The organism is Sphingobium sp. (assembly GCF_041987595.1).
Taxonomy (GTDB): Bacteria; Pseudomonadota; Alphaproteobacteria; order Sphingomonadales; family Sphingomonadaceae; genus Sphingobium.
Map to the genome: position 1 here is coordinate 1 of NZ_JBHIWJ010000059.1, position 25,062 is coordinate 25,062.

The window sequence follows — 25,062 nt, forward strand, 5'->3', positions numbered from 1 at the left end:
AGGAGGAGGCCGCCTCCCGCTGGCAGGAGAGCAGGGCGTCGGCAAAATCCGCTGCCGCATCCACCCGCCGCATGCCCTTCCCACCGCCGCCCGCGACCGCCTTGATCAGCACGGGATAGCCGATGGCGTCGGCTTCGGATCGCAGGCGATCGGCGCTCTGATCCTCGCCCATATAGCCCGGCGTCACCGGCACGCCCGCTTCCGCCATCAGCTTCTTGGCGGCGTCCTTCAGCCCCATGGCGGTGATGCTCGACGGCTTTGGTCCGACCCAGATGAGGCCCGCGTCGATCACCGCCTGCGCAAAGGCGGCATTTTCCGACAGGAAACCATAGCCGGGATGGATCGCCTCTGCGCCGGTGGCCTTGGCAGCGGCGATGATCCGCTCGCCCACAAGATAGGATTCCCGCGCCGGCGACGGACCGATATGCACCGCCTCGTCGGCCTGCCGCACATGCAGGCTGTTCGCGTCTGCATCGGAATGGACCGCGACGGTGCGAATGCCGAGGCGACGGGCGGTGCGGATGATGCGGCAGGCGATCTCGCCGCGATTGGCTATGAGCAGGGACCGGATCACATGCGGAACACCCCGAAACGGGGCGCCTCCTCGACGGGTGCGTTGAGCGTGGCGGCGAAGGCGAGGCCCAGCACGTCGCGGGTCTGGGCGGGGTCGATCACCCCATCGTCCCACAGCCGGGCGGTGGCGTGATAGGGATTGCCTTCATCCTCATATTTCTGACGGATCGGCGCCTTGAAGGCTTCGGTTTCTTCAGGGGTCCATTTGGCGGCGTCTCGATGGACGGTCGCCAACACGCTTGCCGCCTGCTCGCCGCCCATCACCGAAATCCGGCTGTTGGGCCAGGTGAAGAGGAAGCGCGGGCCGTAGGCACGCCCGCACATGCCGTAATTGCCCGCGCCGAAGCTGCCGCCGATCAGCACGGTGATCTTGGGCACGCTGGCCGTCGCCACTGCCGTCACCAGCTTGGCGCCATGCTTGGCGATGCCTTCCGCCTCATATTTGCCGCCGACCATGAAACCGGAGATATTCTGGAGGAACAACAGCGGAATGCGCCGCTGGCAGGCCAGTTCGATGAAATGCGCGCCCTTTTGCGCGCTCTCGCTGAACAGCACGCCATTATTGGCGAGGATCGCCACCGGCATGCCCCAGATATGGGCGAAGCCGCAGACGAGCGTGCTGCCATAGAGCGATTTGAATTCATGGAACTCGCTGCCGTCGACGATCCGGGCTATGACCTCGCGCACATCATAGGGCGCGCGAACGTCCTGGGGCACGATGCCGTAAAGCTCCTCCGGGTCATATTTCGGTGCTTTGGGTTCTCGAAGGTTGAGGTCGATCCCCGGCGCCGGTTGCAGCGTCGAGACGATGTCCCGCACAATGGTCAGCGCATGCTCGTCATTCTCCGCGACATGATCGACCACGCCGGAGCGGCGGCCATGCACTTCCGCGCCGCCCAGATCCTCGGCGGAGATCACCTCGCCCGTCGCCGCCTGCACCAGCGGCGGCCCGGCCAGGAAGATCGTCCCCTGATTGCGCACGATCACCGTTTCGTCCGACATGGCGGGGACATAGGCGCCGCCTGCCGTGCAGCTGCCCATGACGCAGGCGATCTGCGGGATGCCCCGCGCCGACATCTGCGCCTGATTGTAGAAAATACGGCCGAAATGCTCCCGATCGGGAAAGACATCCGCCTGATTGGGCAGGTTCGCGCCGCCGCTGTCGACCAGATAGACGCAGGGCAGCCGGTTCTCCAACGCGATTTCCTGCGCGCGCAGATGCTTCTTCACGGTCAGCGGATAATAGGTCCCGCCCTTCACCGTGGCGTCGTTGCAGACGATCATCACCTGCCGCCCCGACACCCGGCCAATGCCCGCAATCATGCCGGCGCCGGGCACTTCGCCATGATACATGCCGTTGGCGGTGAGCTGCCCCAATTCCAGAAACGGACTGCCCGGATCGAGCAGCCGCTCCACCCGGTCGCGGGGCAGCAGCTTGCCGCGCGCGACATGCTTCGCCCGTGCCGCCTCGCTGCCGCCGAGCGCCGCCTGCGCGACCTTCGCATGCAGTTCGTCGCGCAGCTGCCGGTTATGCGCGGCGTTGGCGCGGAAGGCCTCGCTTTCCGTCGAGAGCTTCGTGTCGATAACCGGCGCACTCATGCCCTTGCGCTCCCCTGCCCGAAGGTTGCATATCCGGGATCATCCATGCCGACCATCCTGCTCCTCACCATATCCAACCTGTTCATGACCACCGCCTGGTATTGGCACCTGAAGGGGGGGATGAACAAACCCCTGTTCGCGGTCATCCTGATCAGCTGGGGTATCGCCTTCGTCGAATATTGCTTCGCCGTGCCCGCCAACCGCATCGGCTTCGCCAGCGGCTGGAGCGCGGGCCAGCTCAAGATCGCGCAGGAAGCCATTGCATTGCTGATCTTCGGGGGCTTCATGGTGACGGTGCTGGGCGAGCCGCTGCACTGGCGCCATCTGGCCGCCTTCCTCTGCATCATGGCGGCGGTCGGCTTCCTGTTCGTGGGGCGCGGCTGATTCACGCGCCGATCAGCTCGCGGCCAATGAGCATCCGGCGGATTTCGTTCGTTCCCGCACCGATGTCCAGCAGCTTGGCATCGCGCATGTAGCGTTCGACCGGCCAGTCCCTGGTATAGCCCGCGCCACCCAGCGCCTGCACCGCCTCCAGCGCGACCTTCATCGCATTTTCGCTCGCCAGCAGGATCGCGCCCGCCGCGTCGAAGCGGGTCGTCTTGCCCATGTCGCAGGCCCGCGCCACGGCATAGACATAGGCCCGCGCACTGTTGAGCGCGACATACATGTCCGCCACCTTCGCCTGCATCAGCTGAAAGGCGCCTATGGGCTGGCCGAACTGCCTGCGCTCCCGCACATAGGGCAGCACCACATCAAGGCAGGCCTGCATGATCCCCAGCTGGATGCCCGCCAGCACCGCCCGCTCATAATCCAGCCCCGACATCAGCACGCCAACGCCGCCATTCAGCGGCCCCATCACATTCTCTTCCGGCACTTCGCAATCGTCGAACACCAGCTCGGCCGTGGGCGATCCACGCATTCCGACCTTGTCGATCTTCTGGCCGATGAAAAAGCCCGCAAAATCCTTCTCGATCAGGAAAGCGGTGATGCCCCGGCTACCCTCGCCCGTCTTGGCATAAACAACCAGCGTATCGGCATAGGGCGCGTTGGTGATCCAGAATTTCGTGCCATTTAGGACATAGCGGTCACCGCGCTTTTCGGCGCGCAGCTTCATCGAGACGACATCCGACCCCGCCCCCGCTTCCGACATGGCGAGCGAGCCGACATGCTCGCCGGAAATCAGTCGGGGCAGATATCGCGCTTTCTGTTCCGCATTGGCCCAGCGGCGAATCTGATTGACGCAGAGGTTGGAGTGCGCGCCATAGCTCAGACCTATGGAGGCCGAGGCCCGCGCCACCTCTTCCTGCGCGACCACATGCTCCAGATAGCCAAGACCAAGGCCACCATCCGCCTCATCGACGGTTATGCCGTGCAGGCCAAGCGCACCCATTTCAGGCCACAGTTCGCGCGGAAACCAGTCCCTGGCGTCGATCTCCGCCGCCAGCGGGGCGATGCGGTCTGTCGCGAAGCGCGCGGTCGTCTCGCGGATCATCTCCGCATTTTCACCCAGCGCGAAGTCGAAAACGGTCATTGGCTTGGCTCTCCTCGGCCTGCATCCTATCCTTCAACGCAACCCAGGAAAAATTGAAACCACGCGGCATAGTGTATAGTTTTGGTCTATGATCGAACGCTATCTGCTCCGCTATTTTCTGGCTGTCGTGGATCAGGGCAATTTTTCCCGCGCCGCCGCGCATTGCCTGGTGTCGCAGCCGACGCTGTCGGTCGGCATCGCCAAGCTGGAGCAGGCCATCGGCGCGCCGCTGTTCCTGCGCAGCAACCAGCGGGTCGAGTTGACCGAAGCTGGCGCGCGGCTGCTGGCCCACGCCAGACGGATAGAGCGCGAATTCAACCTCGCTGAGCTGGCGGGAGAAGAGACCGAGCAGGCGCCGCTTCTGCGCATCGGCCTGCTGCTGAGCATCCCCGGAGAAGCCGTCGCCCGCGCCGTCGCAAGCTGCCCACCCGCCGAACAGGGCCGGATCGAGTTCATTCCGGGCAGCGAGCGCGAATTATCGGGTCGGCTGGATGCAGAGCGGATCGATGTGGCGCTCAGCCTGATCCGGCCTGGCGTGGACCGCTTTACGACGCAGGTGATCATAGAGGAGGGCTATGGCATCGCCATGGCCGACAGCCATCGGCTGGCCGGTCGGGTGATGGTGGCGGCAGAGGAACTTGGGACCGAAGCGATGATCGTCCGCCGCCATTGCGAAGCCCTGTCGGCCACCAGCCGCCACTTCGTTGACCGCGGGGTTCGACCGCATTTCACTCTCCGCTCAACCAATGACGAGAGGGTGATGCAGATGGTCGCAGCGGGTCTGGGGGTGACGGTCATGCCGAACAGCTATCGCTGGCCGGGGATGGCGCGAGTGGCGCTCAAGGATTTTGGGGAGCGGCGCTGCGTGGGCTTTCTCTATGGCGCACGGGCGGCAGGGCTGCGGGGCGCGCCGGTGCTGGAGGCGCTGGCGGCGGCATTGAAGGGACTGGTCGGAAGTGGCCATTTACGGTCATGATTTCCTCTTCCTGCGGGAAAGAGAATGATCAAATCCCACCCATCACAGCCGTTCAGGGCAATAATAGTGAGCTATCCCCATAGCTGTAGAAGCGATAGCCCTGCGCAATCGCGTGGGCATAGACCGCCTGCATCCGCTCGCGTCCCATCAGGGCGCTCACCAGCATGAAGAGCGTCGACTTTGGCAGATGAAAGTTCGTCATCAAGCCGTCCACCGCCCGGAAGCGATAGCCCGGCGTGATGAAAATCCGCGTTTCATCGGCAAAGGGGCGGATAACCCCGTCCTCTCCGGTCGCACTTTCCAGCAGGCGCAAACTGGTGGTGCCGACCGCAATCAAACGCCCGCCCGCCTGCCGTGCGGCATTCAGCCTATCCGCCGTCGCCTGATCGATCCGGCCCCATTCGGCATGCATGCGGTGATCATCGGTGTCATCCGCCTTGACCGGCAGGAACGTGCCCGCCCCCACATGCAGGGTCAGCGTTTCCGTCGCCACGCCTGCCGTCCCCACCGCCGCCATCAGTTCGGGCGTGAAATGCAGCGCCGCCGTGGGCGCCGCGACCGCTCCATCCTCCCGCGCGAACATGGTTTGATAATCGCTGCGGTCACGCTCGTCGGTCGGGCGCTTGCTGGCGATATAGGGCGGAAGCGGCATACGCCCCGCCCGTTCCAGCAACACCTCCACAGGCTCGTCGCCTTCGAAGGTCAGTGTCACGCCACCATCGTCGTCGCGCGGACCAGCGATCGCCGTCACATCCGCACCGAAATCGATCCGGTCGCCGTCGCGCACCCGCTTGGCGTTGCGCAGAAAGGCTTGCCACTGGCGCAGACCGAGTCGCTTGTGCAGCGTCGCGCCGATCTTCGCCTGCCCGCGCATCCCTTCCAGCTGGGCCGGGATGACCCTCGTGTCGTTGAACACCAGCACATCCCCCGCACGCAGCAGGCACGGCAGGTCGCGCACGATCCGGTCTTCGAACGGCGCATCGCCAGCAACCGACAGCAGCCGCGCCGAATCACGCGGCGAAGCGGGCCGGAGCGCAATGCTCTCAGGCGGCAGGTCGAAATCGAACAGGTCTACGCGCATGGCTCATGCCCCCGCTCAAACGGGGTATCTTACTTCTTCCTGGGTGCGACCGGCTTCTTCGCGGGCGCAGGCTTCTTGGCCGGCAGCGGCGCGACGATCGAGGCAGCGGGCGACACAGGCGGCGGCGGCAGCGCGGTCACGGGTGGCTTGCCGTCGCTTTCGATCGAGGCCTGAAGGATCAGCGTCGGGTCGGCTGGCGGTTCGCCCTGATGAATCGCATCGACATATTGCATGCCCTCGATCACGCGGCCGAACACCGTATATTTCTTGTCGAGCTGCATGCGCGGCAGAAGAACTATGAAGAACTGGCTGTTGGCGCTGTCCTCACTCTGCGCGCGGGCCATGGAAACGGTTCCACGCAGATGCGGCATGGGATTGAACTCCGCCTTCAGATCCGGAAGCGTCGAACCGCCGGTGCCGTCACCCTTGGGGTCGCCGCCCTGCGCCATGAAGCCGGGGATGACGCGGTGGAATTTGAGACCGTTATAAAAACCTTGCCGCGTCAGTTCCTTGATCCGCTCGACATGGCTCGGCGCGATGTCGGGACGCAACTGGATGCGCACGCGACCCCCGCTCGACAGGTCGAGATCCCAGACATTATTCGGATCGACCGGCACGGTCGCCGGCGGCAGTTTGGATGCCGGATCAAGGCCGAGCTGCTTGGCGGCCTGCTCGGCGCGGGCAGCAGCCTCTTCCTTCTTCATTTCCTCGGCATTGCGTCCGCCGCCGCCCTGAGCCAAGGCCGCGCCACTCGATGCATAGAGAGCGAAACCGATCGCCACGGTCTTGAGCGCCGACGTGAACCGCATGAATGAAGCTTTCCTAATATTTCTAGCCAGATGCCAAGCTGCCTCTGATAGCGTCCTCTTGGCGATTGGCAACTGAACGAAGGCTGAGTGGAGCCTTGACCGGAGCCTTTTACTGGCCCTTGAGGCCCAGCGCGGTCACCCGCGCCTCCACCTCGTCGCGCACGGCGGGACTGACGAATTTGTGGATCGGACCGCCATAAAGCGCGATTTCCTTGACCAGACGGGAAGCAATCGGCTGAAGCGAAACGTCCGCCATCAGGAAGACCGTTTCGACCCGCCCGTTGATCTGCTGGTTCATCCCCGCCATCTGATATTCATATTCGAAGTCCGCGACGGCGCGCAGCCCCCTGATGATGACGCTGGCCCCCTGCGATTCGGCAAAGTCCATCAGCAGCGAATTGAAGCCGGTGACGACGATCTCCGTATCAATGCCCGCACATTCGCGACGGACCATCTCCAGCCGCTCCTCGTCGGAAAACATCGGCGACTTGCTGATGTTGGTCGTAACTCCGATCACCAGCTTGTCGACCAGCTTCGCTCCGCGCCGGATGATGTCCATATGACCCAGGGTGATCGGATCGAACGTGCCGGGATAAACCCCCACCCTTTGCTTGCTCATGCCCCTAGCGATCCCTTTCCACGATATAGTCCGCGATGGCGCGAAGCAGGTCGGCCTCCGGACCAGCACCGTGCAGATGCGCCTTCGCCTGCTCGACGAGCAGACGGCCCTGTTCCCGCGCCCGTTCCACCCCCAGCAGCGACACGAAAGTCTCCTTGCCCGCTGCCGCGTCCTTGCCCAGCGCCTTGCCGGCGACCTCCGCATCGCCCTCCACGTCGAGCAGATCGTCGGCAATCTGGAATGCAAGGCCGATGTCGCGCGCATAGCCGTGCAGCCGGGTGCGCGCTTCGGGCGGGATGCGCGCCATGATCGCCGCCGCATCGACGCAGAAACCGATCAGCGCGCCGGTCTTGAGCTGCTGGAGCCGGGTGACGGTGGGCAGGTCGAAACTGGCCCTTTCCGCCTCCAGATCCATCATCTGGCCACCCGCCATGCCGCTGGTTCCACTGGCTATGGCGAGCGCCTTCACCAGTTCGACGCGAACGAAGGGGTCCGGGTGGGTTTCCTCATCCACCAGCAGTTCAAAGGCCAGATCATGCAGGCAATCGCCCGCCAGGATCGCCGTCGCCTCATCAAAGGCCTTGTGCACCGTGGGCTTGCCACGGCGCAGATCGTCATCGTCCATCGCGGGCAGATCGTCATGCACCAGCGAATAGACATGGATGCATTCGACCGCGACACCCACGCGTAACGCCGAATCCCGCGAGATATTGAAAAGCTCGCTCGCGGCCTGCACCAGCAAGGGCCTCAACCGCTTGCCGCCGTCCATGGCGGCATAGCGCATCGCTTCATAGAGACGCCTGCGCGGATCGTCGGGCACGGCCAGCAACGCGTCGAACAGCCGGTCGACCTCCACCGCAACCGCAGCGGCGCGGCGAGCGACCAGCGAAGCGGCGGAGGAGGCTCCGCTCATGCCCATCGCGCTCAGTCCGCACCAAAGGGCGTGGCGCCCGTCACACCGCCGCCCGCATCCAGCGTAAGCTTGGCGATGCGAGCCTCGGCCGCCTGCAAACGTTCCATGCAGCGCTTCCGTAACTCTTCGCCCTGCGAATAAAGCGAAATGGATTCGTCGAGCGGCACATCGCCGCTTTCCAGACGCCGGACGATCGATTCCAGCGCGCGCAACGCATCTTCGAACGACATTTGCGACGGATCGCCCTGCTGCATCATGCTTTCTTCGGCCATTTCCCTGCATTGACCGCCCCTTGCCGCCCGGTCAAGCCCGCATGGGCCGTCGCTTGCCGATGATACCCTGTTCATGAAATCGTCATGACGTCATATCAGGGGGCTGGAGGAAAGAGGGCAGTTTTGCGTTGACGCTTGGCGTGGCTAGTGCACATAGAAGGACCGCTATGAAATATTATCTCCCCCTGATCTCCGTGGCGGCGCTGACGCTGCTGTCCGCCTGCAACAAAAGCGACGAACCCGAAGTCGTCGGCGGGCCCGCCGATCCGATGGCTGAGAAGCTGGCAAACGCCGCGCCGGTCGAACTGCCGCCGTCGGTGCAGGCAAGCCACCAGTATCGCTGCAAGGACAACAGCCTGCTGTTCGTCGACTTCATGAGCGACGGCAAGACCGCGCAGCTGCGCACCGAAAAGACCGGCGCGCCGACCAAGCTGACCGCCGCCGAAGCGGGCAAGCCCTTCGAAGGCGAAGGTTATAAGGTCGAGGGTTCGGGCAAGCAGATCACCGCCACCCTGCCGGGCAAGAGCGCCCTCAGCTGCAAGGCCTGATCGCCTTTCCGTTTTTCCTGCACATTCAGGCCGGCTCTCCCCCGCGGAGGCCGGCCTTTTTCTTTACTGGCGCAGTTCCGGTTCCCCCACTTCGACCGGATCCGGCCCGAAACGGTTGGGTCCGCGCGTGCCGCCCATGATGAAGAAGACGAGCAGCACGATGCTGCCGATGATCGGGAAGAAGACGATCAGCAGCCACCAGCCGCTGCGGTCCGTGTCGTGCAAACGGCGAACCGCAACGGCTATATAGGGAATCAGGATGGCCAGACTGAAGAGGCCCGTCAGCGGACCGCCGCGCGTGCTGTAGCCCGCACCCGCCCACCATGGGCCGCGCTGGAACCAGTGGTCGGCGGTCGTCAGGCCCAACACGCCTTCCACGATCGACAGACCGACAAAGCAGAGAAACAGGAACAGGACGAACATCCAATATTCCCTGGGCCGCGCCCGTCCGGAAAATCGCGCGTAACGGCGCAGCGGCAACACCATCCAGTCCATCAGCCTGTCCCCTTTCCTCTCTCTGAACGCACGAAAGCTATCATGTTTTCCGCATCACGGCAGCGTCAGGATTGTCTATCCGGCGCTCCCCCGCTAAAGGCGCGCACATGTCCAGCACCGCATCCCAGATCACGCCCCAGGTCGTCGCCGAACATGGGCTTTCTCCCGAAGAATATGACCGCGTTCTGCACGCGCTCGGCCGGGAGCCGAATCTCACGGAACTCGGCATCTTTTCGGTGATGTGGTCAGAGCACTGCTCGTACAAGAGTTCGCGAATCCATCTGAAGAAGCTGCCTACCGAAGGGCCGCAGGTCATTTGCGGCCCCGGCGAAAATGCCGGGGTGGTCGATATCGGCGACGGTCAGGCCGCCATCTTCAAGATGGAGAGCCACAACCATCCGAGCTACATCGAGCCTTATCAGGGCGCGGCGACCGGCGTGGGCGGCATCCTGCGCGACGTGTTCACCATGGGCGCGCGGCCGGTCGCGAACATGAACGCGCTGCGCTTCGGCCGCCCGGACCACCCGAAGATGAAGCATCTCATCAGCGGCGTGGTGCATGGTATCGGCGGCTACGGCAATTGCGTGGGGGTGCCGACCGTGGGCGGCGAGGTGAATTTCCACCCGGCCTATGACGGCAACATTCTCGTCAACGCAATGACTGTGGGCGTCGCGGAGACGGACAAGATCTTCTATTCGGCGGCTTCGGGCGTCGGCAATCCGATCGTCTATGTCGGCTCCAAGACCGGCCGCGACGGCATCCATGGCGCAACCATGGCCTCGGCCGACTTTGGCGAGGATTCGGAGGAAAAGCGCCCGACCGTGCAGGTCGGCGACCCCTTCACCGAAAAGCTGCTGATCGAGGCCTGCCTTGAACTCATGGCCTCCGACGCGATCGTCGCCATTCAGGACATGGGCGCGGCGGGCCTCACCTCCTCCTCGGTGGAAATGGCCTCCAAGGGCGGCGTCGGCATCGAACTGAACATGGACAAGGTGCCGCAGCGCGAAACCGGCATGACGGCCTATGAGATGATGCTGTCGGAGTCGCAGGAGCGCATGCTCATGGTGCTCCAGCCGGGCAAAGAAGATTTTGCCGAAGCCATTTTCCGCAAGTGGGAGCTGGACTTCGCGGTCATCGGCCATGTGACCGACACCGGCCGCATGGTGCTCGTGCACAAGGGCGAAACGGTGTGCGACATTCCGTTGGCCCCGCTGGCCGACGATGCGCCGCTCTACGACCGCCCGGCAATGGCGAAGGATGAGTATAAGGCGTGGTCCGGGGTCAAGCCCCTCGGCGAGATCACCGAAAGCGCCGACATTGGTGCGGATCTGATCCGACTGATGGGTTCCCCCGACATTGCCAGCCGCCGCTGGATCTGGGAGCAATATGACCACATGGTCGGCGCCGATACGGTGCAGCGCCCTGGCGGCGACGCGGCAGTCGTCCGTGTCCACGGTACGCAGAAGGGCATTGCGATCAGCACCGACTGCACCCCGCGCTACTGCTATGCCGACCCCTATGAGGGCGGCAAGCAGGCGATCGCGGAATGTTATCGCAACATCTCGGCGGTCGGCGCGACGCCGCTTGCCGTCACCAACTGCCTCAACTTCGCCAACCCGCAGCGGCCCGAGATCATGGCGCAGTTCACCGGCTGCCTCGAAGGCATGGGTGACGCCTGCCGCGCGCTCGACTTCCCGATCGTGTCGGGCAATGTCAGCCTCTACAATGAATCCAAGGCGACCGGGGGCGGCTCGGCGATCCTGCCGACTCCGGCGATCGGCGGTATCGGCCTGCTGAAGAATGTCGACGTGATGGCGACGGTGGCCTTCAAGAATGAAGGCGACGCGATCTGGGTCATCGGCGGCGCCGAAGATTCGTTGGGCACGCATCTGGGCCAGTCGATCTGGCTGCGCGAAATTGCGGGCCGGGAAGCGGGCGAAGCGCCGAAGGTCGACCTCGCTGCCGAACGCGCCAACGCTGAAGCCGTCCGCGCTCTGGTCGCGGAAGGCAAGGTCAATGCAGTGCATGACATTTCCGACGGCGGCCTGTTGGTTGCCGTGACCGAAATGGCGCTGGCAGGCGGCATCGGCGCTGACCTCGACATCGCGCTGACGACGGCGAGTGCCTTTGGCGAGGATCAGGGCCGCTACATCGTCGCGGCGCCGCAGGGCGTCGAGATTGCGGGCGCCGTGAAGATCGGCTCGACTGGCGGCGACGAGGTTGCGGGCGTATCGCTGGCCGACCTGCGCGGCGCGCACGAGGGCTTTTTCCCGGCACTGATGGACGCTGAACTCTAAGATGGCGTTCACGGCGAAGATCCTGCTCCTTGGCTCGGGCGAACTGGGCCGGGAGTTCGTGATCTCCGCCAAGCGGCTGGGCGCGCAGGTCATCGCCTGCGACAGCTATGCTGGCGCACCGGCCATGCAGGTCGCGGATGGCCATGAGGTCTTCTCGATGCTCGACGCCGACCTGCTCGCACAGGCGATCGGGAAGCATCAGCCCGACTTCGTGGTTCCGGAAATCGAAGCGATCCGCACCGAGGTTCTGGCTGATTTCGAGTCCCGCGGCGTCACCATCGTCCCGTCCGCCCGGGCGACGATCATGACCATGAATCGCGACCGCATCCGCGAAGTGGCGGCGGTTGAACTGGGCCTGCGCACCTCTCGCTACCGTTATGCCGAGACGCTGGACGAAGTGCTGGCCGGCGCCGAACATACCGGCCTGCCCTGCGTCATCAAGCCGGTCATGTCTTCCTCCGGCAAGGGCCAGACCACGGTCCGCACCCCGCAGGAACTGGAAGCCGCGTGGAATTATGCCGTCGCCAACATGCGCGGCGACCGCAGACGGGTGATCGTCGAGGAGTTCATCGCCTTCGACTATGAAATCACCCTGCTCACCGTGCGCAGCCGCGAGGGCGTCAGCTTCTGCCCGCCTATCGGCCACCGGCAGGAACGCGGAGACTATCAGGAAAGCTGGCAGCCCACGCCAATGTCGAACGCCGCCCTCGCCGCCGCGCAGGACATGGCGCGCAAGGTTGTGGACAATCTGGGCGGCTATGGCATTTTCGGCGTGGAGTTTTTCGTCAAGGGCGAGGATGTCATCTTCTCCGAACTGTCGCCCCGGCCGCATGACACCGGCATGGTGACGCTGATTTCGCAGAACTGGAGCGAGTTCGACCTGCACGCCCGCGCCATATTGGGCCTGCCCGTGCCGGAGGTGACGTTGCGCGACGCTGCTGCATCGGCGGTCATATTGGCGGATCGGGAGTCGGACGACTTCCGTTTCGAAGGACTGGCCGACGCGCTCTCGACGCCCGGCGGCGAGGTCGACCTGCGCCTCTTCGGCAAGCCCACCACGCGCCCCTATCGCCGCATGGGCGTGGCACTCGCCCGCGCCGGTGATGCCGGCACGGCCCGCGCGATCGCCGCCGAAGCCGCGAGCAAGGTTCGGATCGTTTACGGCGAGTAGCGGGCGCGATTTCCCAACGATCGGAGCCGATCGCTGGTTCGGAAATCGCGGACAGCAAGGTATCCGGAGCGGTGATCTGATTCGGTCAGACCGAAACCCGCTCTATTCGCACCGCGTCACCCGACCGAACAGCACCTGATAGACGTCATCCCCGCCGCCCTCGTCGAAGGCGGCCATCACCCGACGCAAATCCTTGGGAGAGAGCGGCTTGCGTCCTTCATTCGGCACCACTGCGCCAATTCCCTTGAGGTGCGCGATCAGCCCCTTCGCCCCGCCGCAGGCCAGGGCATAATCCTCGTCAAAGGCAAAGCCATCCTCGAACCGCGCCAACATCGACCGCAGCGTTGCGAGCGAGGGATAGGCGGGAATTCCCACCGCAGCGCCGCTGACATCATGCGCCCCGCGCCAGCGGGCGAAGCTGCCCTGCCCCATGGTCGAGAAGATGAGGCTCCCGCCCGGCCGCAGCAGGGCAGCGAGCCGCGCGATCGCACCCTCCAGATCGTCGAACCACTGGAAGGCGAGGCTGGAAAGGATCAGGTCGAACCACTCCCCTTCGAAGATCGGCGCTTCCCCATCCATCGTCAGGAAGGTGCCCGCGACCAGCCCGCCCTTCGCCGTCCGCGCCAGCATGTCTGGCGACAGGTCCGTCACCACCAGTTCCGCGCCTGGCCAGCGCGCCTGAATGTCCCGCGTCAGAAAGCCGGTGCCGCAGCCGATCTCCAAAATCCGCTTCACGCCGTCGGGCTTCTGCCGCTGGGCAAGGTCCGCCACCAGCGCCGCGGCAAGGCGTTGCGGGCCGGCATGATCGTCATAATGCCCCGCCGCCGCGCCGAAGGCGTCGCTTATTCGTTGCTTGCGGTGCCCGTTCATGGCTAGTCGCATTGGCAGAGCGACGCGCTCTTTTCCAGCATCATCAAGGACAGCCCTGCCCCATGACCGCCTTTTCTTCCCGGATTCCCGCCATGGATGTGCTGCGCGGCTGCGCGGTCATGGGAATCCTCTGGATGAACATCGCGGCCTTCGCCCTGCCTGAACAGGCGTATTTCAACCCGACGGCCGCAGGTCCGCTTTCCGCAGGGGACATCCTCTTCTGGGCAATCAGTTTCCTGCTGGTCGACGGCAAGATGCGGGCGCTGTTTTCCATGCTGTTCGGCGCGTCGATGCTGCTGCTGATCGACAAGGAGGAAATGGCCGGGCGCGATGGACGACGGGCGCAGATGATTCGCGCCGCCTGGCTCTTCCTCTTCGGCCTCGCCCATTATCTGCTGCTCTGGTGGGGCGACATATTGATGATCTATGCGCTGGTCGGCCTTGCCGCCCTGCTGTTCGTCCGAAAGGAACCGCTGTCGCTGGTCAAATGGGCGTTTTTCTTCTTCCTCGCGCATTTCCTGGTCTGCGCCTCTTTTATCGGGACGCTCTATGCCTGGGGCCACGCCGCGGCGGCGCCCGGCGCGGCGCCGCAAATCAGCGCTGGCTTCGCCAATTTCATCGGCTCCATTTCCGATCCCGGCCACCCCGCCATCCGCGACGAAATCGCCACCTATCAGGGCGGTTATGGCGGCATTCTGCGCCACCATGTGGCACTGTTCGGCGGCCAGTGGGTGACGACCCTGCCCTTCGTCACGCTCGATACGCTCGGCTTCATGCTGCTGGGCATGGCGATGCTGAAGGGCGGCTTTCTCACCGGCCGCTGGCAGGCGGAACAATATTGGCGGACGGCGCGCCATTGCTTCCTTATCGGCCTCATCCCCATGGCTGCGCTGGCCTGGTGGGTCACCGCCACCGGCTTTGCGGCCCTTCCCGCTCTCGGAACCGTGCTGAGCTGGTCCTTCCCCTTCCGAATCCCGCTGGCGGTGGGTTGGGCGGCGCTGATCCTCTGGCTGGTCACCCGCTTCTCCCCAAGCGCGATCCTCGCTCGAATCGCAGCGGTAGGCAGGCTGGCGCTCAGCAACTATCTGGGCACCAGCCTCCTCATGTGCGCTATCTTCTACGGCTGGGGCCTTGGCCTGTTCGGACACGTCCCGCAAAAAATATTGCCCCTGTTCGTGGTCGGGGCATGGGCGGCGATGCTGATCTGGTCCACGCTCTGGCAAAGACGATTCGCTTTGGGGCCGGCGGAATGGCTTTGGCGCAGCCTTGCCCACGGCCAGGCGCAAAAGATTCGCAACAGCGATTGAATCACTATTGCGACCTATTATCATCTGCGCTATCTCCGCTTTCAGGAGATCTGCATGGTTGTCTGTGTCTGCAATGCCATTCGGGAAAAGGACCTGAAAGAGGTCGCGCGCGAAGGCTGTGCCACCCCCTGCAGCGCCTATGCGCGACTGGGGCGCCGTCCCAAATGCGGCCAATGCGTTCCCTTCGCACGGACGATCATCGCGGCGGAGCGGGCATCGATCTGACGCCATTGCAAATCAGGCGCATCTGAAAAGCGCGAAGCCGACGCAATAGCGTGGGCAAAAATGGCGGATTTCCAAGGCTTTCCGGATTAACAAACGGAAGAGAAACGACTATGATCCCGGCACTTTCCCATTCAGCCGGAGTATAGCGCCATGAAGGGCGACGCCAAGGTCATCGAATATCTCAACGAGGTTCTCAAGAACGAGCTGACCGCGATCAACCAATATTTCCTGCATTACCGCATGCTGGGCCATTGGGGCATCGAGAAGCTGGCCAAATTCGAATATGAGGAATCGATCGACGAGATGAAGCACGCCGACAAGCTGGCGGAGCGCATACTCTTTCTCGATGGCCTGCCCAATTTCCAGCTGCTTGGCCGCCTGAAGATCGGTGAGACGGTGGAAGAAATACTGAAAGCCGATCTGGAGCTGGAATATGAGGCGCTGCCCGTCCTGAAGGAGGCCATCGCCTATTGCGAATCGATCCGCGACTTCGTCAGCCGCGACCTGTTCCAGCACATCCTCGAAAGCGAGGAAGAACATATCGACACGCTGGAAACCCAGTTCGAGATGATCGACCGCATGGGGATTCAGAATTACATCCAGCTGCAGAGCAAGGCAGCGGAAGAATAAGTTGCCGGCGACGGGGCGGCCCATCCGGCGCGCCGCCCCGGCCAATCCCTCAAATCAGCGAATCGAGCAGGCCGATCAGCGGCAAATCCGCGGGCGGCATGTCCAGCGCATACATTTGCGCGGGCCTGACCCATTGGAGCGCGGTGGCGTGCCGCGCTTCCGGCAGACCCTGCCATTTGCGGCAGACATAAAGCAGCAGCAGAAGATGACGTTCGCCCAGCGGCTCGCTCGCGAAGGCGGCTGGCGCCAGGCAGCTTGCATGGGTGCGGATGCCCAGTTCTTCTTCCAGTTCCCGGATCAACGCCGCCTCCGGCGCTTCGCCCGGTTCCACCTTTCCACCCGGAAATTCCCACAGGTCTGCCATGGGCTTTCCGGGCGGCCGCTGCTGCAACAGAACACGGCCATCCGCATCGACCAGAGCCGCGGCGACCACCATCAGGGGGGAATTTATCGTCATAAGGGTCCGGATAGAAAGATTTGTTAACTCTGCCTCTTTTACAAGGCCATTCGGGGCTGCGTGTAAATGGGGTGTGCTATGCGGGCGTTGATCGGAACCTTGCGCCTTCGGGGCATTGTAAAGTGCCAGCGCGGCGCCACGGCGGTTGAATATGGCCTGATCCTTGCCCTGATCTGCCTCGCCATGATCGCTGCATTGTCCAACGTCGCCAACAAAACGATCGGCATGTGGGACAATGTCGCGACAGAAGTTCTCGCGCATTAACCATCAATGTCTGACAGCTCATTCTTCTCATTAAATCTTTATCAACCGACGCGGGTTAAATCATCCAATGCTGACCTTTCATGAAGCGGGGGGACGGCCGGGTAGTTAAACGTGACTTTTGACGCAAGGAGACATCCAATGCAGTTCATCCGTAAGATGCTGAAGAACGAAAAGGGCGCCACCGCCATTGAATATGGTCTGATCGCTGCTCTGATCGCCGTCGCCGCCATCGGCGCCATGACCAGCCTGGGCGGCAAGCTCGGCAACACCTTCAATAACGTTTCGGGCAACCTGAAGTAAGCTCGATCCGGTTGGAAGAAAAAAGGGCGGCGGAAGCAGTTCCGCCGCCCTTTTTGCTGTTCATCGGTCTACCAGGTAACGATCTTCACCCTCTGGCCGGGACGCAGGACGCTGTTGGCGGCCAAGGCATTGATCGTCAGAAAACGGTCCTGTTGATAATCGGAATAGGCCATCCGTCTGGACAGCGACTGGATGGTGTCGCCTGCCTTGACGGTGACGACGCCCACGCGACGCGGCTTGATGGCGGTCGCCTCCTGCGCGGAAAGCCTCTGCACCGACTGCACCATCGTCGAAAAAGGGCCAATGCCCTGCCCCGCCGCCGTCAGCAGCAGGAAATGATAGGCTTTGCCGCCGCCGAAATCATAAGCGAACACCGTTGCGTCGACCTGGGAGGACTGGGTGCTCGCCCTTATCGTCCGCCACGCGGCAGGAATCCCGTTGACGGTCGTGCGCCGCATCTCGCCGGGCGGGACGGTGCCGCCGCCGCCCAGCTTGCCGAACACCGAGTCGATATAGGCCGACAGGTCGCCGGAAAAGGATGCCGCGCCGAACTGCGCCTGCCCGCCCGAGCCGGCCACCGTTACGGCATCGGCGCCATTTTCCATTCCGAAGCCTGATGGCGCAGCAAAGCTGAGCCGCAGATCGGGATGTCGAAAACGGTTGCCCTCAATCACGCCCTGTTTCGGATCATCGCCATAGAGCACGCCGTTCAGCGCGTTCAGAAAGGCGTCCCGATTGCGCACCGTGTTGGTCGATCCGCTCGCCGCCGCGTTGCGCGCAGCGCGGCCGACACGCGAAGCCGGATCGGGGTGGGTGCTCGCCCATTCCGGCATGGAGCGCGAACTGCCCGCGACCCTCGCGTCAAGGCTGCTCTGCGCCGCCAGCGATGCCAGCATGGTCGACAGGGCACGGGGATCATAGCCGCCCGATGCTAGATAGCGGATGCCCAGATCGTCCGCTTCATATTCCTGCGTGCGGGAAAATTTGAGCGTCAGCAACTGGCTGCCTGTGCCAATCCCTTTTTGGAGCAGGCCGCCCAGCGCCGAATCCCCCAGCAGAGCGCCGGTCAGCACCTGAAGCAGCGTGCCCCCGAGGGCATTGCGCTGCGCCGCCTGCGCGCGTCGCTGGCCGTGCTGCGCCGCGACATGGCCGATTTCATGACCCAGAACGCCCGCCAGTTCCGCCTCGTCATTCATCAGCGCCATCAACTGGCGCGTGACATAGACATAGCCGCCGGGGATCGCAAAAGCGTTGTTCACAGGCGAATTGAGCAGCGTCACGGTAAAATCGCCCTGTGCGTTGGACAGGCCCGATTGCACTGCGATGCGTCGTCCCACGCCCTCGACATATTTCGCCTGAGGACCGGCATAGGCGCCGCCAAATTCGTTGAGCAGTTGCGGATGCTGCTTGGCGCCTGCCTGCTTTTCCTGCGGGCTGATCGACGCAACCGTGCGGATCGCCCGCTGCTGGCCCGACACTGACGGCGCCGCGGCGAGGGCAATCAGCCCCAGCCCGGCAAATGCCAGAGTTGATATACGCTTCACGGCTCCTCCTCGCCCCTGTTACTCCCACGTAACGAGCGATAGCAGGCCAATGTTCCTCCCGACAGGGGGAGCGCCCGTCAGACCCCGATCGCGAGGAACTTGTCGGCCCGGTCAGTGCGCAGATCCTGCGCGCTCATGCCCGAAAGCGCATCCAGTTCCTGTCCGATCGCGGCGCCCAGATTGGCGATCGCCTGCACCGGCTCGCGGTGCGCGCCGCCGATCGGCTCGGCCACGATGCGGTCGATGACGCCCAGCGATTTGAGATGCTGCGCCGTCACCTGCATGGCGGTCGCCGCGTCGCTCGCCTTTTCCGCCGTGCGCCAGAGAATCGACGCGCACCCTTCCGGCGAGATCACCGAATAGACCGCATGTTCGAACATCAGCACGCGATTGGCAGCCGCCAGTGCCACCGCGCCGCCCGATCCGCCTTCCCCCACCACGGCCGCCACCATCGGCACGCCCAGCGCAAGGCATTGTTCGGTAGAGCGTGCGATCGCCTCCGCCTGCCCGCGCTCCTCGGCCTGCACGCCGGGGAAAGCGCCCGACGTGTCCACCAGCGTCACCACCGGCAGGCCAAAGCGATCAGCCAGCTGCATCAGGCGGATCGCCTTGCGATAGCCTTCCGGCTTGGCCATGCCGAAATTGTGGCGAACGCGGCTGGCCGTGTCGTCACCCTTTTCATGGCCGATCACCACCACGCGGCGATCACCCAGCGTGGCAAAGCCGCCGATGATCGCCTGATCGTCGGAAAACGCGCGATCCCCGGCCAGCGGCATGAAATTGTCGAACATGCCCGCGACATAATCCTTGAAATGCGGGCGGTCGGGATGACGGGCGACCTGCGTCTTCTGCCAGGGCGACAGCTTCGCATAGGTATCGACCAGCATCTTCGAAGCGCGCTGCTCCAGCTTGTCGATTTCGCCGCTGATGTCGATGTCGCCCGCATTGGCCGTGGCGCGCAGCTCGATGATCCGCGCTGCCAGTTCAGCGATGGGCTTTTCGAATTCCAGAAAACTAACCATGGCGCATGGCGTTAGGGCGCAGACGCTTCGCCGTCAACGCGTCGATGATGCATCGTCGCCAGAGGATGGCGGCTGTTGACCAGTTCGACCAGCCGGCGGCTGTCGACATGGGTGTAGATTTGCGTGGTGGCGATGTCCGCATGGCCCAGCATGGCCTGCAAGGCGCGCAGATCCGCCCCGCCCTCCAGCAAATGAGTGGCGAAGGCATGGCGCAGCACATGGGGACTGACCCGTTCGGGCGCGATTCCCGCCGCCGCGGCGAGCGCCTTCACCATCTGATAGAGACGGATCCGGCTGACGTGGCTCTTCCCCGAGGGGAAGAGCCACGGGCTTTCGGCGGGCACATGCGGCAGCCAAGCCGCCACGGCGGCACGGGCGCGATCCGAAATGGGAACGAGCCGTTCGCGGCCGCCCTTGCCCTTCAGGATCAGGAACGGCCGGTCCGCCGCCATCGCCCGGCGGGGCAGCGACACCAGCTCGGTAGCGCGCAAGCCGGACCCATAGAGCAGTTCGATCAACGCCGACAGCCTGAGGTCGAGCGGCGCGGGATGGTCGCCCTCCAGCTTCGCGGCGATCAGCGCGAACAGCGAATCGACCTCCTGCGTCGAAACTGTCCTGGGCAGCGGACGCCGCGTGACGGGACGCGGCAACACCTCCGACGGATTGTCGGCGCGCAGCCCCTCCTCCTCCAGAAAGGCGAAGAAGGCGCGCAGGGCGGAGGATTTGCGGGCCACCGATGACGCGGCCAGTTCCGCCCAGGCGGGCGCCAGCGCGGCCAGCCTGTCCCTGCTTGCGCCGGAAAGCCCCCCTGCAATCGCCGCGGCCCCCAGCAAATCCGTCCGATAGGCCAACAGCGTGTTGCGCGACGCCCCCCGTTCCGCCGCCATCATCTCCAGAAAGCGGTCGATCAGCGCGGCATCATCGCTCATCAGACCCGCGTCATCGCCTCCGCCGCGATCATCCGCGCTTCGGGGTCAAGCCCGACGCGATGCAGGGCAGCGACGACATGATAGAGATGAAAGGCAGGCAGCCGGTTCCAGTCCGCGGTCTGCATGCCCACCGCAGCCAGCAGCGCGACGCTGGCCTTTTCGCCCCGTTCCGCCGCCGCATCGATGGCCCGGGACCAACGGCTGGCAGCGCCCAGATTGAAGCCATTGTCCTGCGCCAGCGATGCGCTGTCTTTCGCGTCGAGGCGGGACAGGCCTGCCAGCGCCGCGATCAGCATCTGCGTCTTGCGCCCCTCCGCATCCTTGGCAAAGGTGGAAACGCGGCCCGCGCTGATCTCCACCACCGGACTGGGCGCGCCGACGGCCAGCAAGGCCCAAAGGTCGCCAGCCCCGTCGCCGTCGGCCTGACCGGCAAGCCGCGCCCATTGGGCAGCGCTGCGATCATAGCCCGCGGTGAACATCGCCGCGACCAGATTGGCCGCGTCACGGGCAGGCAGTTCCGAAACGGGCAGCGCCGCCGCCGCCCGGGCCGTTGCGATCAGACCGACGAAATCGGGCCGGGCCTCATCCTGCCACACGGTTCGCATCGCCTGCAGCCGGTCATCGGCGCTCGATCCGGCATAGGCGTTACGCAACGCCTCGATCCGGTCGGCCGCCTTGTCCGGCGCGTCGCCGTCCGCGCCAAGCTGGCTGTAGAAGCCGACCAGCGCCTGGCTGGAAAACACGCCCAGCCGCGCCGCGACTTCCGCGCCGGGCAGGCGTCGCGAAGCCGACAGCGCGGGAGCGCGGGCTTCCCAGGCACGGACCTGCGGCCCCGCCGTGCCGTAAAGATCGTCGGGAATCTCGACATTGAGCGCGGTCGCGAGGCCAAAGCGCCAGGCGGTCAGCCCATCCACCGCATCCCATTCGATCTTGACCGAACGGCGGGCGTTGAAACCGGTGCCGACGACCTTTTCCGCCAGCTTGTAATCGATGCCGCGCACCTTCCCGCGCCGCTGCGCCTGATTGAGCGCGCCGCTGGCCGAGCCCTGATCGCCCGAGAGCGCGGGACAGATCGCCCGCGTCATCTCCCAGGCGGGTTCCTTGCTGAAACGCAGCGCTCCGGCCGACAGCGGGCACATGCCCGCCGGGTCGGCCGTCGCCAGATAGGTCTGCATGGCGATGGCATAAAGGCGCGGGGTGAACTGGTCGGAATCGACGCTCTGCACCAGCAGGCGGGCACTGTCCGCCTCCCCCATGCGCAGAAGCAGCCAGGCGCGCTCCGCCACCCAGTCCGCGCCGTTGATGTCGCGGGGCGTATCGGTCGCGGACAGCAGCGCCCGTCGCAGCAGGATCGACGCCCAGCGCGACGTGATCGGCGCCCGCGTCTGCTTCATCAGCGTGGCGAGAAACCGGCCCGACTGCGAACCGAAGGCGTTGGGCGCCATGCCCTGACGCTCCGGCGTCAGCGGACCGACCCGGTCGAGCGAGCGATGCGCATTTTCGGGAAGGTCGTATTTCGCCTTTTCAGCGGCGATTTCTTCCTCGCTCATCGCCTCCGCCACATTCTCCCCGGTTTCATCCGAAACGGGGAAGCTCGGCGGCACGACTGACGGCGTCGACGGCGTGGCGGTCGTGGCGGTCCCCGGCACGGGCGCGGCGGGAGAAGGGCTTGCGGGCGGACGGGACGGCGGCGCCTGCGGCGCGTCGCCGAAACCGGGCGGCAGCAGCGATTCGGGGGTTTCCTGCGCAACCACGGGCAGCGCCAGCGCAAGCGCAAGCGTTCCCAACGCCCATTTCGCGTTCACCCGCCGCTGCGCCATGCCTTACTGGCCCAGCTTTTCGGCGGGAATGACCTTTTCCACATGGCTTTGCGGCTTTTCGCCGCCACGCGACCAGAGCAGGGCGATGATCGCAACCAGCACGAGGGCCGCAACGATGGGAATGATCGGCAGGGACACGCCGCGACGGCGCCGCGAGCTGCCTTCAAAACTGCTATAGCTACGATTGCGCTTCATGGGTCCTGTTTTCGGCTGGGCCAGAAGGAGAAGAAAGTTGCGATTTGCCTTGTCGACGCGGGGTTGTATAGCCCCGCTCGCCATGCAGCGAAACAGCAAATCCGCCGAAGCGCCGATGAAGCGCGGCCCCATCGTTCTGGTGGGCATGATGGGCGTGGGCAAATCGACCGTCGGGCGGCGGCTGGCGGCGCGACTTGGCCTTCATTTCGTCGATGCGGACGAGGAGATCGAAAAAGCCGCGGGCATGACGATCACCGAAATGTTCGAACGCTATGGCGAGGCCTATTTCCGCGATGGCGAGCGGCGCGTGATCGCCCGGCTGATGGACGGCGAGCCGAAGGTCATTGCAACCGGCGGGGGCGCCTTCATGCAGGAAGAAACGCGCAACCTGATCCTGGAACATGCCCTCGCCATCTGGCTCAACGCCGATATCGACACTCTGGTCGACCGGGTGTCGCGCCGCGAGGGGCGGCCCCTGCTGAAGGGCAAGGACCCGCGCCTCGTGCTGACGCAACTCGCCGAAATCCGCAATCCGGTCTACGCGCTCTGCCCCATCCATGTGAAGAGCGCCGCCGCGCCGCATGATGTGGCGGTGGACAGCATCATGGAGCAATTGTCCCAATGGCATTAGTCCGCGTCGCGCTGGATGCGCGCAGCTATGATATCGTGATCGAGGAAGGCGCGCTGGATCAGGCGGGCACCCATCTGGCGGGCTATGCGCGCAAGGGAAGGCTGGTCGTCGTGACCGACGAGCATGTCGCCAAGGCGCAGCTGCCGCGGCTGGAGGCCGGCCTGCGCGCCGCCGGGGTCGCAGTCGAACCCGTCATCCTTCCGCCGGGCGAGCAGACGAAGAGCTGGCGCCATCTGGAGCAATTGCTCGACGCGCTGCTGGCGCTGGAGATCGAGCGCGGCGACCATGTGGTGGCGCTGGGCGGCGGCGTGATCGGGGATCTGGTGGGCTTTGCCGCCTCGATCCTGAAGCGCGGCTGCCATTTCATCCAGGTGCCGACGACCCTGCTGGCGCAGGTGGACAGTTCGGTCGGCGGCAAGACCGCGATCAATGCACGGGCCGGCAAGAATCTGATCGGCAGCTTCTACCAGCCTGCGCTGGTCCTGATCGATCCCTCGACGCTGGACACGCTGCCGGTGCGGGAAACGCGGGCAGGCTATGCCGAGGTCGTCAAATATGGCCTGATCGACGATCCCGCCTTCTTCGCATGGTGCGAGGCGGAGGGACACCGACTGCTGGCAGGCGACGCGCAGGCCCGCGAATATGCGGTCGAACGCAGCGTCGCGGCCAAGGCCAAGATCGTGGGCGAAGATGAGCGGGAAACCTCCGGCCGCCGGGCGCTGCTCAATCTGGGGCATACGTTCGGCCATGCCCTGGAGGCGGATACCGGCTTTTCCGACACGCTGCTTCATGGCGAGGGCGTGGCGGCGGGCATGGCGCTGGCCTTCCGCTATTCGGCGCGGCTCGGACTTTGCGCGCCGGAGGAGGCCGAGCGGGTGACGGCGCATCTGAAAGCCGTCGGCCTGCCGCACGATCTGGCGAGCGCGCGTGTCACGGCCGATGGCGCGGCGCTGGTCGCCCATATGCTGCACGACAAGAAGATGGCGGCGGGCACCCTGCCCTTCCTGCTGGCGCGGGGGATCGGCCAGACATTTCTGTCGAAGGACGTCGTTCTGGACGATGTCGCCGCGTTTCTGGACGAGGACCGCGCCGCCCGCGCCTGAGGCGAGATTTCGAAAAGCTGCATTGGGTGGATTCCAGACGGTCCCCAAAAACCGTCACCCCCGCGAAGGTCGCTGGGAGCCATGTGACTCCCGGCGAGGTCTCAGGCCGGATCGCGCGCCCTTTGCTGAGATTCCACTGTTCGCTGACATGACAGAAAGTGGGCACCCCCGGCATCTGCCGCTCGATCAGAAACAAAAAGGGCGCCCCGAGGAGCGCCCTTTCCCTATCGTGCCTCTGAAGGCGCCGATTATTTCTTCAGCGTCAGGCCGCCGAAACGCTTGTTGAAGCGTGCCACCTGGCCGCCCTGCTCCAGCTGGCGGGTGCCGCCCGTCCAGGCCGGATGCGACTTGGGGTCGATGTCGAGCGCCAGCGTGTCGCCTTCCTTGCCCCAGGTCGAACGGGTGCGGAAGGTGGTGCCGTCGGTCATCTGGACGGTGATGAAGTGGTAATCGGGATGCGTGTCGGCCTTCATGGGTCTGCTCCGTCTGGGGGCCGGTTTCCGACCGGCCATGGATGCGAAAAATTGCGAAGGCGCGCCGTTACATGGGAATGCGCGCAAAAGCAAGCAGGAAGGCTGCCCTCCCCTGCCGTGCCTTAATCCACCGGCGGGTCGGCAATCATGGCGACGAAGTTGGCTTCTGCGCACAGCTTCCCGTCGACCATCGCCTTGCCCACGAACTTGCAGACCCGGCCGCGGATTTGCAGCAGGGTGACATGCAGGTCGAGCAGACAGCCCGGCTCCACCGGATTGCGGAACTTGGCGCCGTCGATGCTCATGAAATAGACGAGCTTGCCCGATCCCCGCAGGCCCATCGTCTCGACCGTCAGCACGCCCGCGGCCTGAGCCATCGCCTCGACGATCAGCACACCCGGCATGATC

29 protein-coding genes and 1 pseudogene are annotated in these 25,062 nt (G+C 64.5%); 12 read left to right on the forward strand and 18 right to left on the reverse strand.

The window, feature by feature from the left end; genetic code table 11:
• Both ACFC3J_RS14685 and ACFC3J_RS14690 read right to left on the reverse strand, forming a co-directional pair.
• Positions 1-574: biotin carboxylase N-terminal domain-containing protein (locus tag ACFC3J_RS14685; protein WP_375196879.1), on the reverse strand; the 574-nt coding region annotated here is incomplete at its 3' end.
• On the reverse strand, positions 571-2,172 hold the full coding sequence (locus ACFC3J_RS14690) for a carboxyl transferase domain-containing protein (RefSeq protein ID WP_375196880.1): 1,602 nt from the start codon (positions 2,170-2,172) through the stop codon (positions 571-573). The genes ACFC3J_RS14690 and ACFC3J_RS14685, both read right to left, overlap by 4 nt.
• 45 nt (positions 2,173-2,217) lie before the next feature.
• Here ACFC3J_RS14690 and ACFC3J_RS14695 point away from each other — a divergent pair, with 45 nt between their 5' ends.
• Positions 2,218-2,556: a DMT family protein gene (locus ACFC3J_RS14695; protein ID WP_375196881.1), complete on the forward strand. Its 339-nt coding sequence runs from the start codon at positions 2,218-2,220 to the stop codon at positions 2,554-2,556.
• A gap of 1 nt (position 2,557) precedes the next feature.
• Here the strand turns inward: ACFC3J_RS14695 and ACFC3J_RS14700 are convergent, their stop codons facing one another.
• Positions 2,558-3,703 carry an isovaleryl-CoA dehydrogenase gene (locus tag ACFC3J_RS14700; protein ID WP_375196882.1) on the reverse strand — a complete coding sequence of 382 codons (1,146 nt, stop codon included), beginning with the start codon at positions 3,701-3,703 and terminating at the stop codon, positions 2,558-2,560.
• 88 nt (positions 3,704-3,791) lie between these two features.
• On the opposite strand from ACFC3J_RS14700, the gene ACFC3J_RS14705 reads away from it, so the two are divergent.
• The gene (locus ACFC3J_RS14705; protein ID WP_375196883.1) at positions 3,792-4,679 is read left to right on the forward strand and encodes a LysR family transcriptional regulator; all 888 of its coding nucleotides are present in this window, start codon (positions 3,792-3,794) and stop codon (positions 4,677-4,679) included.
• 52 nt (positions 4,680-4,731) lie between these two features.
• Here ACFC3J_RS14705 and queA read toward each other — a convergent pair whose 3' ends face one another.
• The 5 genes from queA to ACFC3J_RS14730 form a co-directional block, all read right to left on the reverse strand.
• The gene (queA, locus tag ACFC3J_RS14710; protein WP_375196884.1) at positions 4,732-5,760 is read right to left on the reverse strand and encodes a tRNA preQ1(34) S-adenosylmethionine ribosyltransferase-isomerase QueA; all 1,029 of its coding nucleotides are present in this window, start codon (positions 5,758-5,760) and stop codon (positions 4,732-4,734) included.
• 29 nt (positions 5,761-5,789) lie between these two features.
• Positions 5,790-6,569, reverse strand: a complete 780-nt coding sequence (locus ACFC3J_RS14715) for a peptidylprolyl isomerase (protein WP_375196885.1) — start codon at positions 6,567-6,569, stop codon at positions 5,790-5,792.
• 109 nt (positions 6,570-6,678) lie between these two features.
• Complete coding sequence (gene coaD / locus ACFC3J_RS14720; protein ID WP_375196886.1) at positions 6,679-7,188, reverse strand: pantetheine-phosphate adenylyltransferase; 510 nt, start codon at positions 7,186-7,188, stop codon at positions 6,679-6,681.
• A 4-nt stretch (positions 7,189-7,192) separates the two neighbouring features.
• Positions 7,193-8,101 (reverse strand): polyprenyl synthetase family protein, encoded by a 909-nt coding sequence (locus tag ACFC3J_RS14725; RefSeq protein ID WP_375196887.1) that lies wholly within the window; start codon positions 8,099-8,101, stop codon positions 7,193-7,195.
• A gap of 11 nt (positions 8,102-8,112) precedes the next feature.
• Entirely contained in the window at positions 8,113-8,373 is a 261-nt protein-coding gene (locus ACFC3J_RS14730; protein ID WP_192667648.1) for an exodeoxyribonuclease VII small subunit, read from the reverse strand.
• Positions 8,374-8,540: 167 nt separating this feature from the next.
• On the opposite strand from ACFC3J_RS14730, the gene ACFC3J_RS14735 reads away from it, so the two are divergent.
• Complete coding sequence (locus ACFC3J_RS14735; RefSeq protein ID WP_375196888.1) at positions 8,541-8,921, forward strand: hypothetical protein; 381 nt, start codon at positions 8,541-8,543, stop codon at positions 8,919-8,921.
• Between the two features lie 63 nt (positions 8,922-8,984).
• On the opposite strand, the gene ACFC3J_RS14740 is transcribed toward ACFC3J_RS14735, so the two are convergent.
• Positions 8,985-9,416 carry a DUF805 domain-containing protein gene (locus tag ACFC3J_RS14740; protein ID WP_375196889.1) on the reverse strand — a complete coding sequence of 144 codons (432 nt, stop codon included), beginning with the start codon at positions 9,414-9,416 and terminating at the stop codon, positions 8,985-8,987.
• Between the two features lie 107 nt (positions 9,417-9,523).
• On the opposite strand from ACFC3J_RS14740, the gene purL reads away from it, so the two are divergent.
• Together purL and purT are read left to right on the forward strand one after the other, a co-directional pair.
• A complete protein-coding gene (gene purL / locus ACFC3J_RS14745; protein WP_375196890.1) occupies positions 9,524-11,713 on the forward strand; it encodes a phosphoribosylformylglycinamidine synthase subunit PurL in 2,190 nt (729 codons plus the stop codon).
• A 1-nt stretch (position 11,714) separates the two neighbouring features.
• Entirely contained in the window at positions 11,715-12,884 is a 1,170-nt protein-coding gene (gene purT, locus ACFC3J_RS14750; protein WP_375196891.1) for a formate-dependent phosphoribosylglycinamide formyltransferase, read from the forward strand.
• 102 nt (positions 12,885-12,986) lie between these two features.
• On the opposite strand, the gene ACFC3J_RS14755 is transcribed toward purT, so the two are convergent.
• Positions 12,987-13,754, reverse strand: a complete 768-nt coding sequence (locus ACFC3J_RS14755; RefSeq protein WP_375196892.1) for a methyltransferase — start codon at positions 13,752-13,754, stop codon at positions 12,987-12,989.
• A gap of 62 nt (positions 13,755-13,816) precedes the next feature.
• Here ACFC3J_RS14755 and ACFC3J_RS14760 point away from each other — a divergent pair, with 62 nt between their 5' ends.
• The 3 genes from ACFC3J_RS14760 to bfr all read left to right on the forward strand — a co-directional run bounded on the left by ACFC3J_RS14760 (position 13,817) and on the right by bfr (position 15,916).
• Entirely contained in the window at positions 13,817-15,061 is a 1,245-nt protein-coding gene (locus ACFC3J_RS14760; RefSeq protein WP_375196893.1) for a DUF418 domain-containing protein, read from the forward strand.
• 54 nt (positions 15,062-15,115) lie between these two features.
• Complete coding sequence (locus ACFC3J_RS14765; protein WP_025547882.1) at positions 15,116-15,286, forward strand: bacterioferritin-associated ferredoxin; 171 nt, start codon at positions 15,116-15,118, stop codon at positions 15,284-15,286.
• A 150-nt stretch (positions 15,287-15,436) separates the two neighbouring features.
• Positions 15,437-15,916 carry a bacterioferritin gene (gene bfr, locus ACFC3J_RS14770; protein ID WP_375196894.1) on the forward strand — a complete coding sequence of 160 codons (480 nt, stop codon included), beginning with the start codon at positions 15,437-15,439 and terminating at the stop codon, positions 15,914-15,916.
• Between the two features lie 49 nt (positions 15,917-15,965).
• Here bfr and ACFC3J_RS14775 read toward each other — a convergent pair whose 3' ends face one another.
• The gene (locus ACFC3J_RS14775) at positions 15,966-16,373 is read right to left on the reverse strand and encodes a (deoxy)nucleoside triphosphate pyrophosphohydrolase (protein WP_375196895.1); all 408 of its coding nucleotides are present in this window, start codon (positions 16,371-16,373) and stop codon (positions 15,966-15,968) included.
• Positions 16,374-16,451: 78 nt separating this feature from the next.
• Between ACFC3J_RS14775 and ACFC3J_RS14780 the strand changes: the two genes are divergently transcribed.
• Both ACFC3J_RS14780 and ACFC3J_RS14785 read left to right on the forward strand, forming a co-directional pair.
• Positions 16,452-16,637 (forward strand): Flp family type IVb pilin, encoded by a 186-nt coding sequence (locus tag ACFC3J_RS14780; protein WP_375196896.1) that lies wholly within the window; start codon positions 16,452-16,454, stop codon positions 16,635-16,637.
• A gap of 138 nt (positions 16,638-16,775) precedes the next feature.
• Positions 16,776-16,937: a Flp family type IVb pilin gene (locus ACFC3J_RS14785; RefSeq protein ID WP_046764629.1), complete on the forward strand. Its 162-nt coding sequence runs from the start codon at positions 16,776-16,778 to the stop codon at positions 16,935-16,937.
• A 68-nt stretch (positions 16,938-17,005) separates the two neighbouring features.
• Here the strand turns inward: ACFC3J_RS14785 and ACFC3J_RS14790 are convergent, their stop codons facing one another.
• The 5 genes from ACFC3J_RS14790 to ACFC3J_RS14810 all read right to left on the reverse strand — a co-directional run bounded on the left by ACFC3J_RS14790 (position 17,006) and on the right by ACFC3J_RS14810 (position 22,447).
• A complete protein-coding gene (locus ACFC3J_RS14790; RefSeq protein ID WP_375196897.1) occupies positions 17,006-18,481 on the reverse strand; it encodes a M48 family metalloprotease in 1,476 nt (491 codons plus the stop codon).
• 77 nt (positions 18,482-18,558) lie between these two features.
• A complete protein-coding gene (locus ACFC3J_RS14795; RefSeq protein WP_375196898.1) occupies positions 18,559-19,503 on the reverse strand; it encodes an acetyl-CoA carboxylase carboxyltransferase subunit alpha in 945 nt (314 codons plus the stop codon).
• A gap of 11 nt (positions 19,504-19,514) precedes the next feature.
• Positions 19,515-20,432 (reverse strand): tyrosine recombinase, encoded by a 918-nt coding sequence (locus ACFC3J_RS14800; RefSeq protein ID WP_375196899.1) that lies wholly within the window; start codon positions 20,430-20,432, stop codon positions 19,515-19,517.
• The gene (locus tag ACFC3J_RS14805; protein ID WP_375196900.1) at positions 20,432-22,252 is read right to left on the reverse strand and encodes a hypothetical protein; all 1,821 of its coding nucleotides are present in this window, start codon (positions 22,250-22,252) and stop codon (positions 20,432-20,434) included. Before ACFC3J_RS14805 ends, ACFC3J_RS14800 begins: the two co-directional genes overlap by 1 nt.
• Before the next feature lie 3 nt (positions 22,253-22,255).
• Positions 22,256-22,447: a hypothetical protein gene (locus ACFC3J_RS14810; protein ID WP_375196901.1), complete on the reverse strand. Its 192-nt coding sequence runs from the start codon at positions 22,445-22,447 to the stop codon at positions 22,256-22,258.
• Positions 22,448-22,529: 82 nt separating this feature from the next.
• Here ACFC3J_RS14810 and ACFC3J_RS14815 point away from each other — a divergent pair, with 82 nt between their 5' ends.
• Entirely contained in the window at positions 22,530-23,078 is a 549-nt protein-coding gene (locus ACFC3J_RS14815; protein ID WP_375196903.1) for a shikimate kinase, read from the forward strand.
• Positions 23,069-24,181, forward strand: coding sequence for a 3-dehydroquinate synthase (gene aroB / locus ACFC3J_RS14820; protein ID WP_375196902.1), 1,113 nt, complete (start codon positions 23,069-23,071; stop codon positions 24,179-24,181). Before ACFC3J_RS14815 ends, aroB begins: the two co-directional genes overlap by 10 nt.
• 248 nt (positions 24,182-24,429) lie before the next feature.
• On the opposite strand, the gene rpmE is transcribed toward aroB, so the two are convergent.
• Together rpmE and ACFC3J_RS14830 are read right to left on the reverse strand one after the other, a co-directional pair.
• Positions 24,430-24,654, reverse strand: coding sequence for a 50S ribosomal protein L31 (gene rpmE / locus ACFC3J_RS14825; RefSeq protein WP_007687040.1), 225 nt, complete (start codon positions 24,652-24,654; stop codon positions 24,430-24,432).
• A gap of 122 nt (positions 24,655-24,776) precedes the next feature.
• Positions 24,777-25,062 (reverse strand): annotated as a pseudogene (locus ACFC3J_RS14830) (3-hydroxyacyl-[acyl-carrier-protein] dehydratase FabZ); the annotation flags it as partial.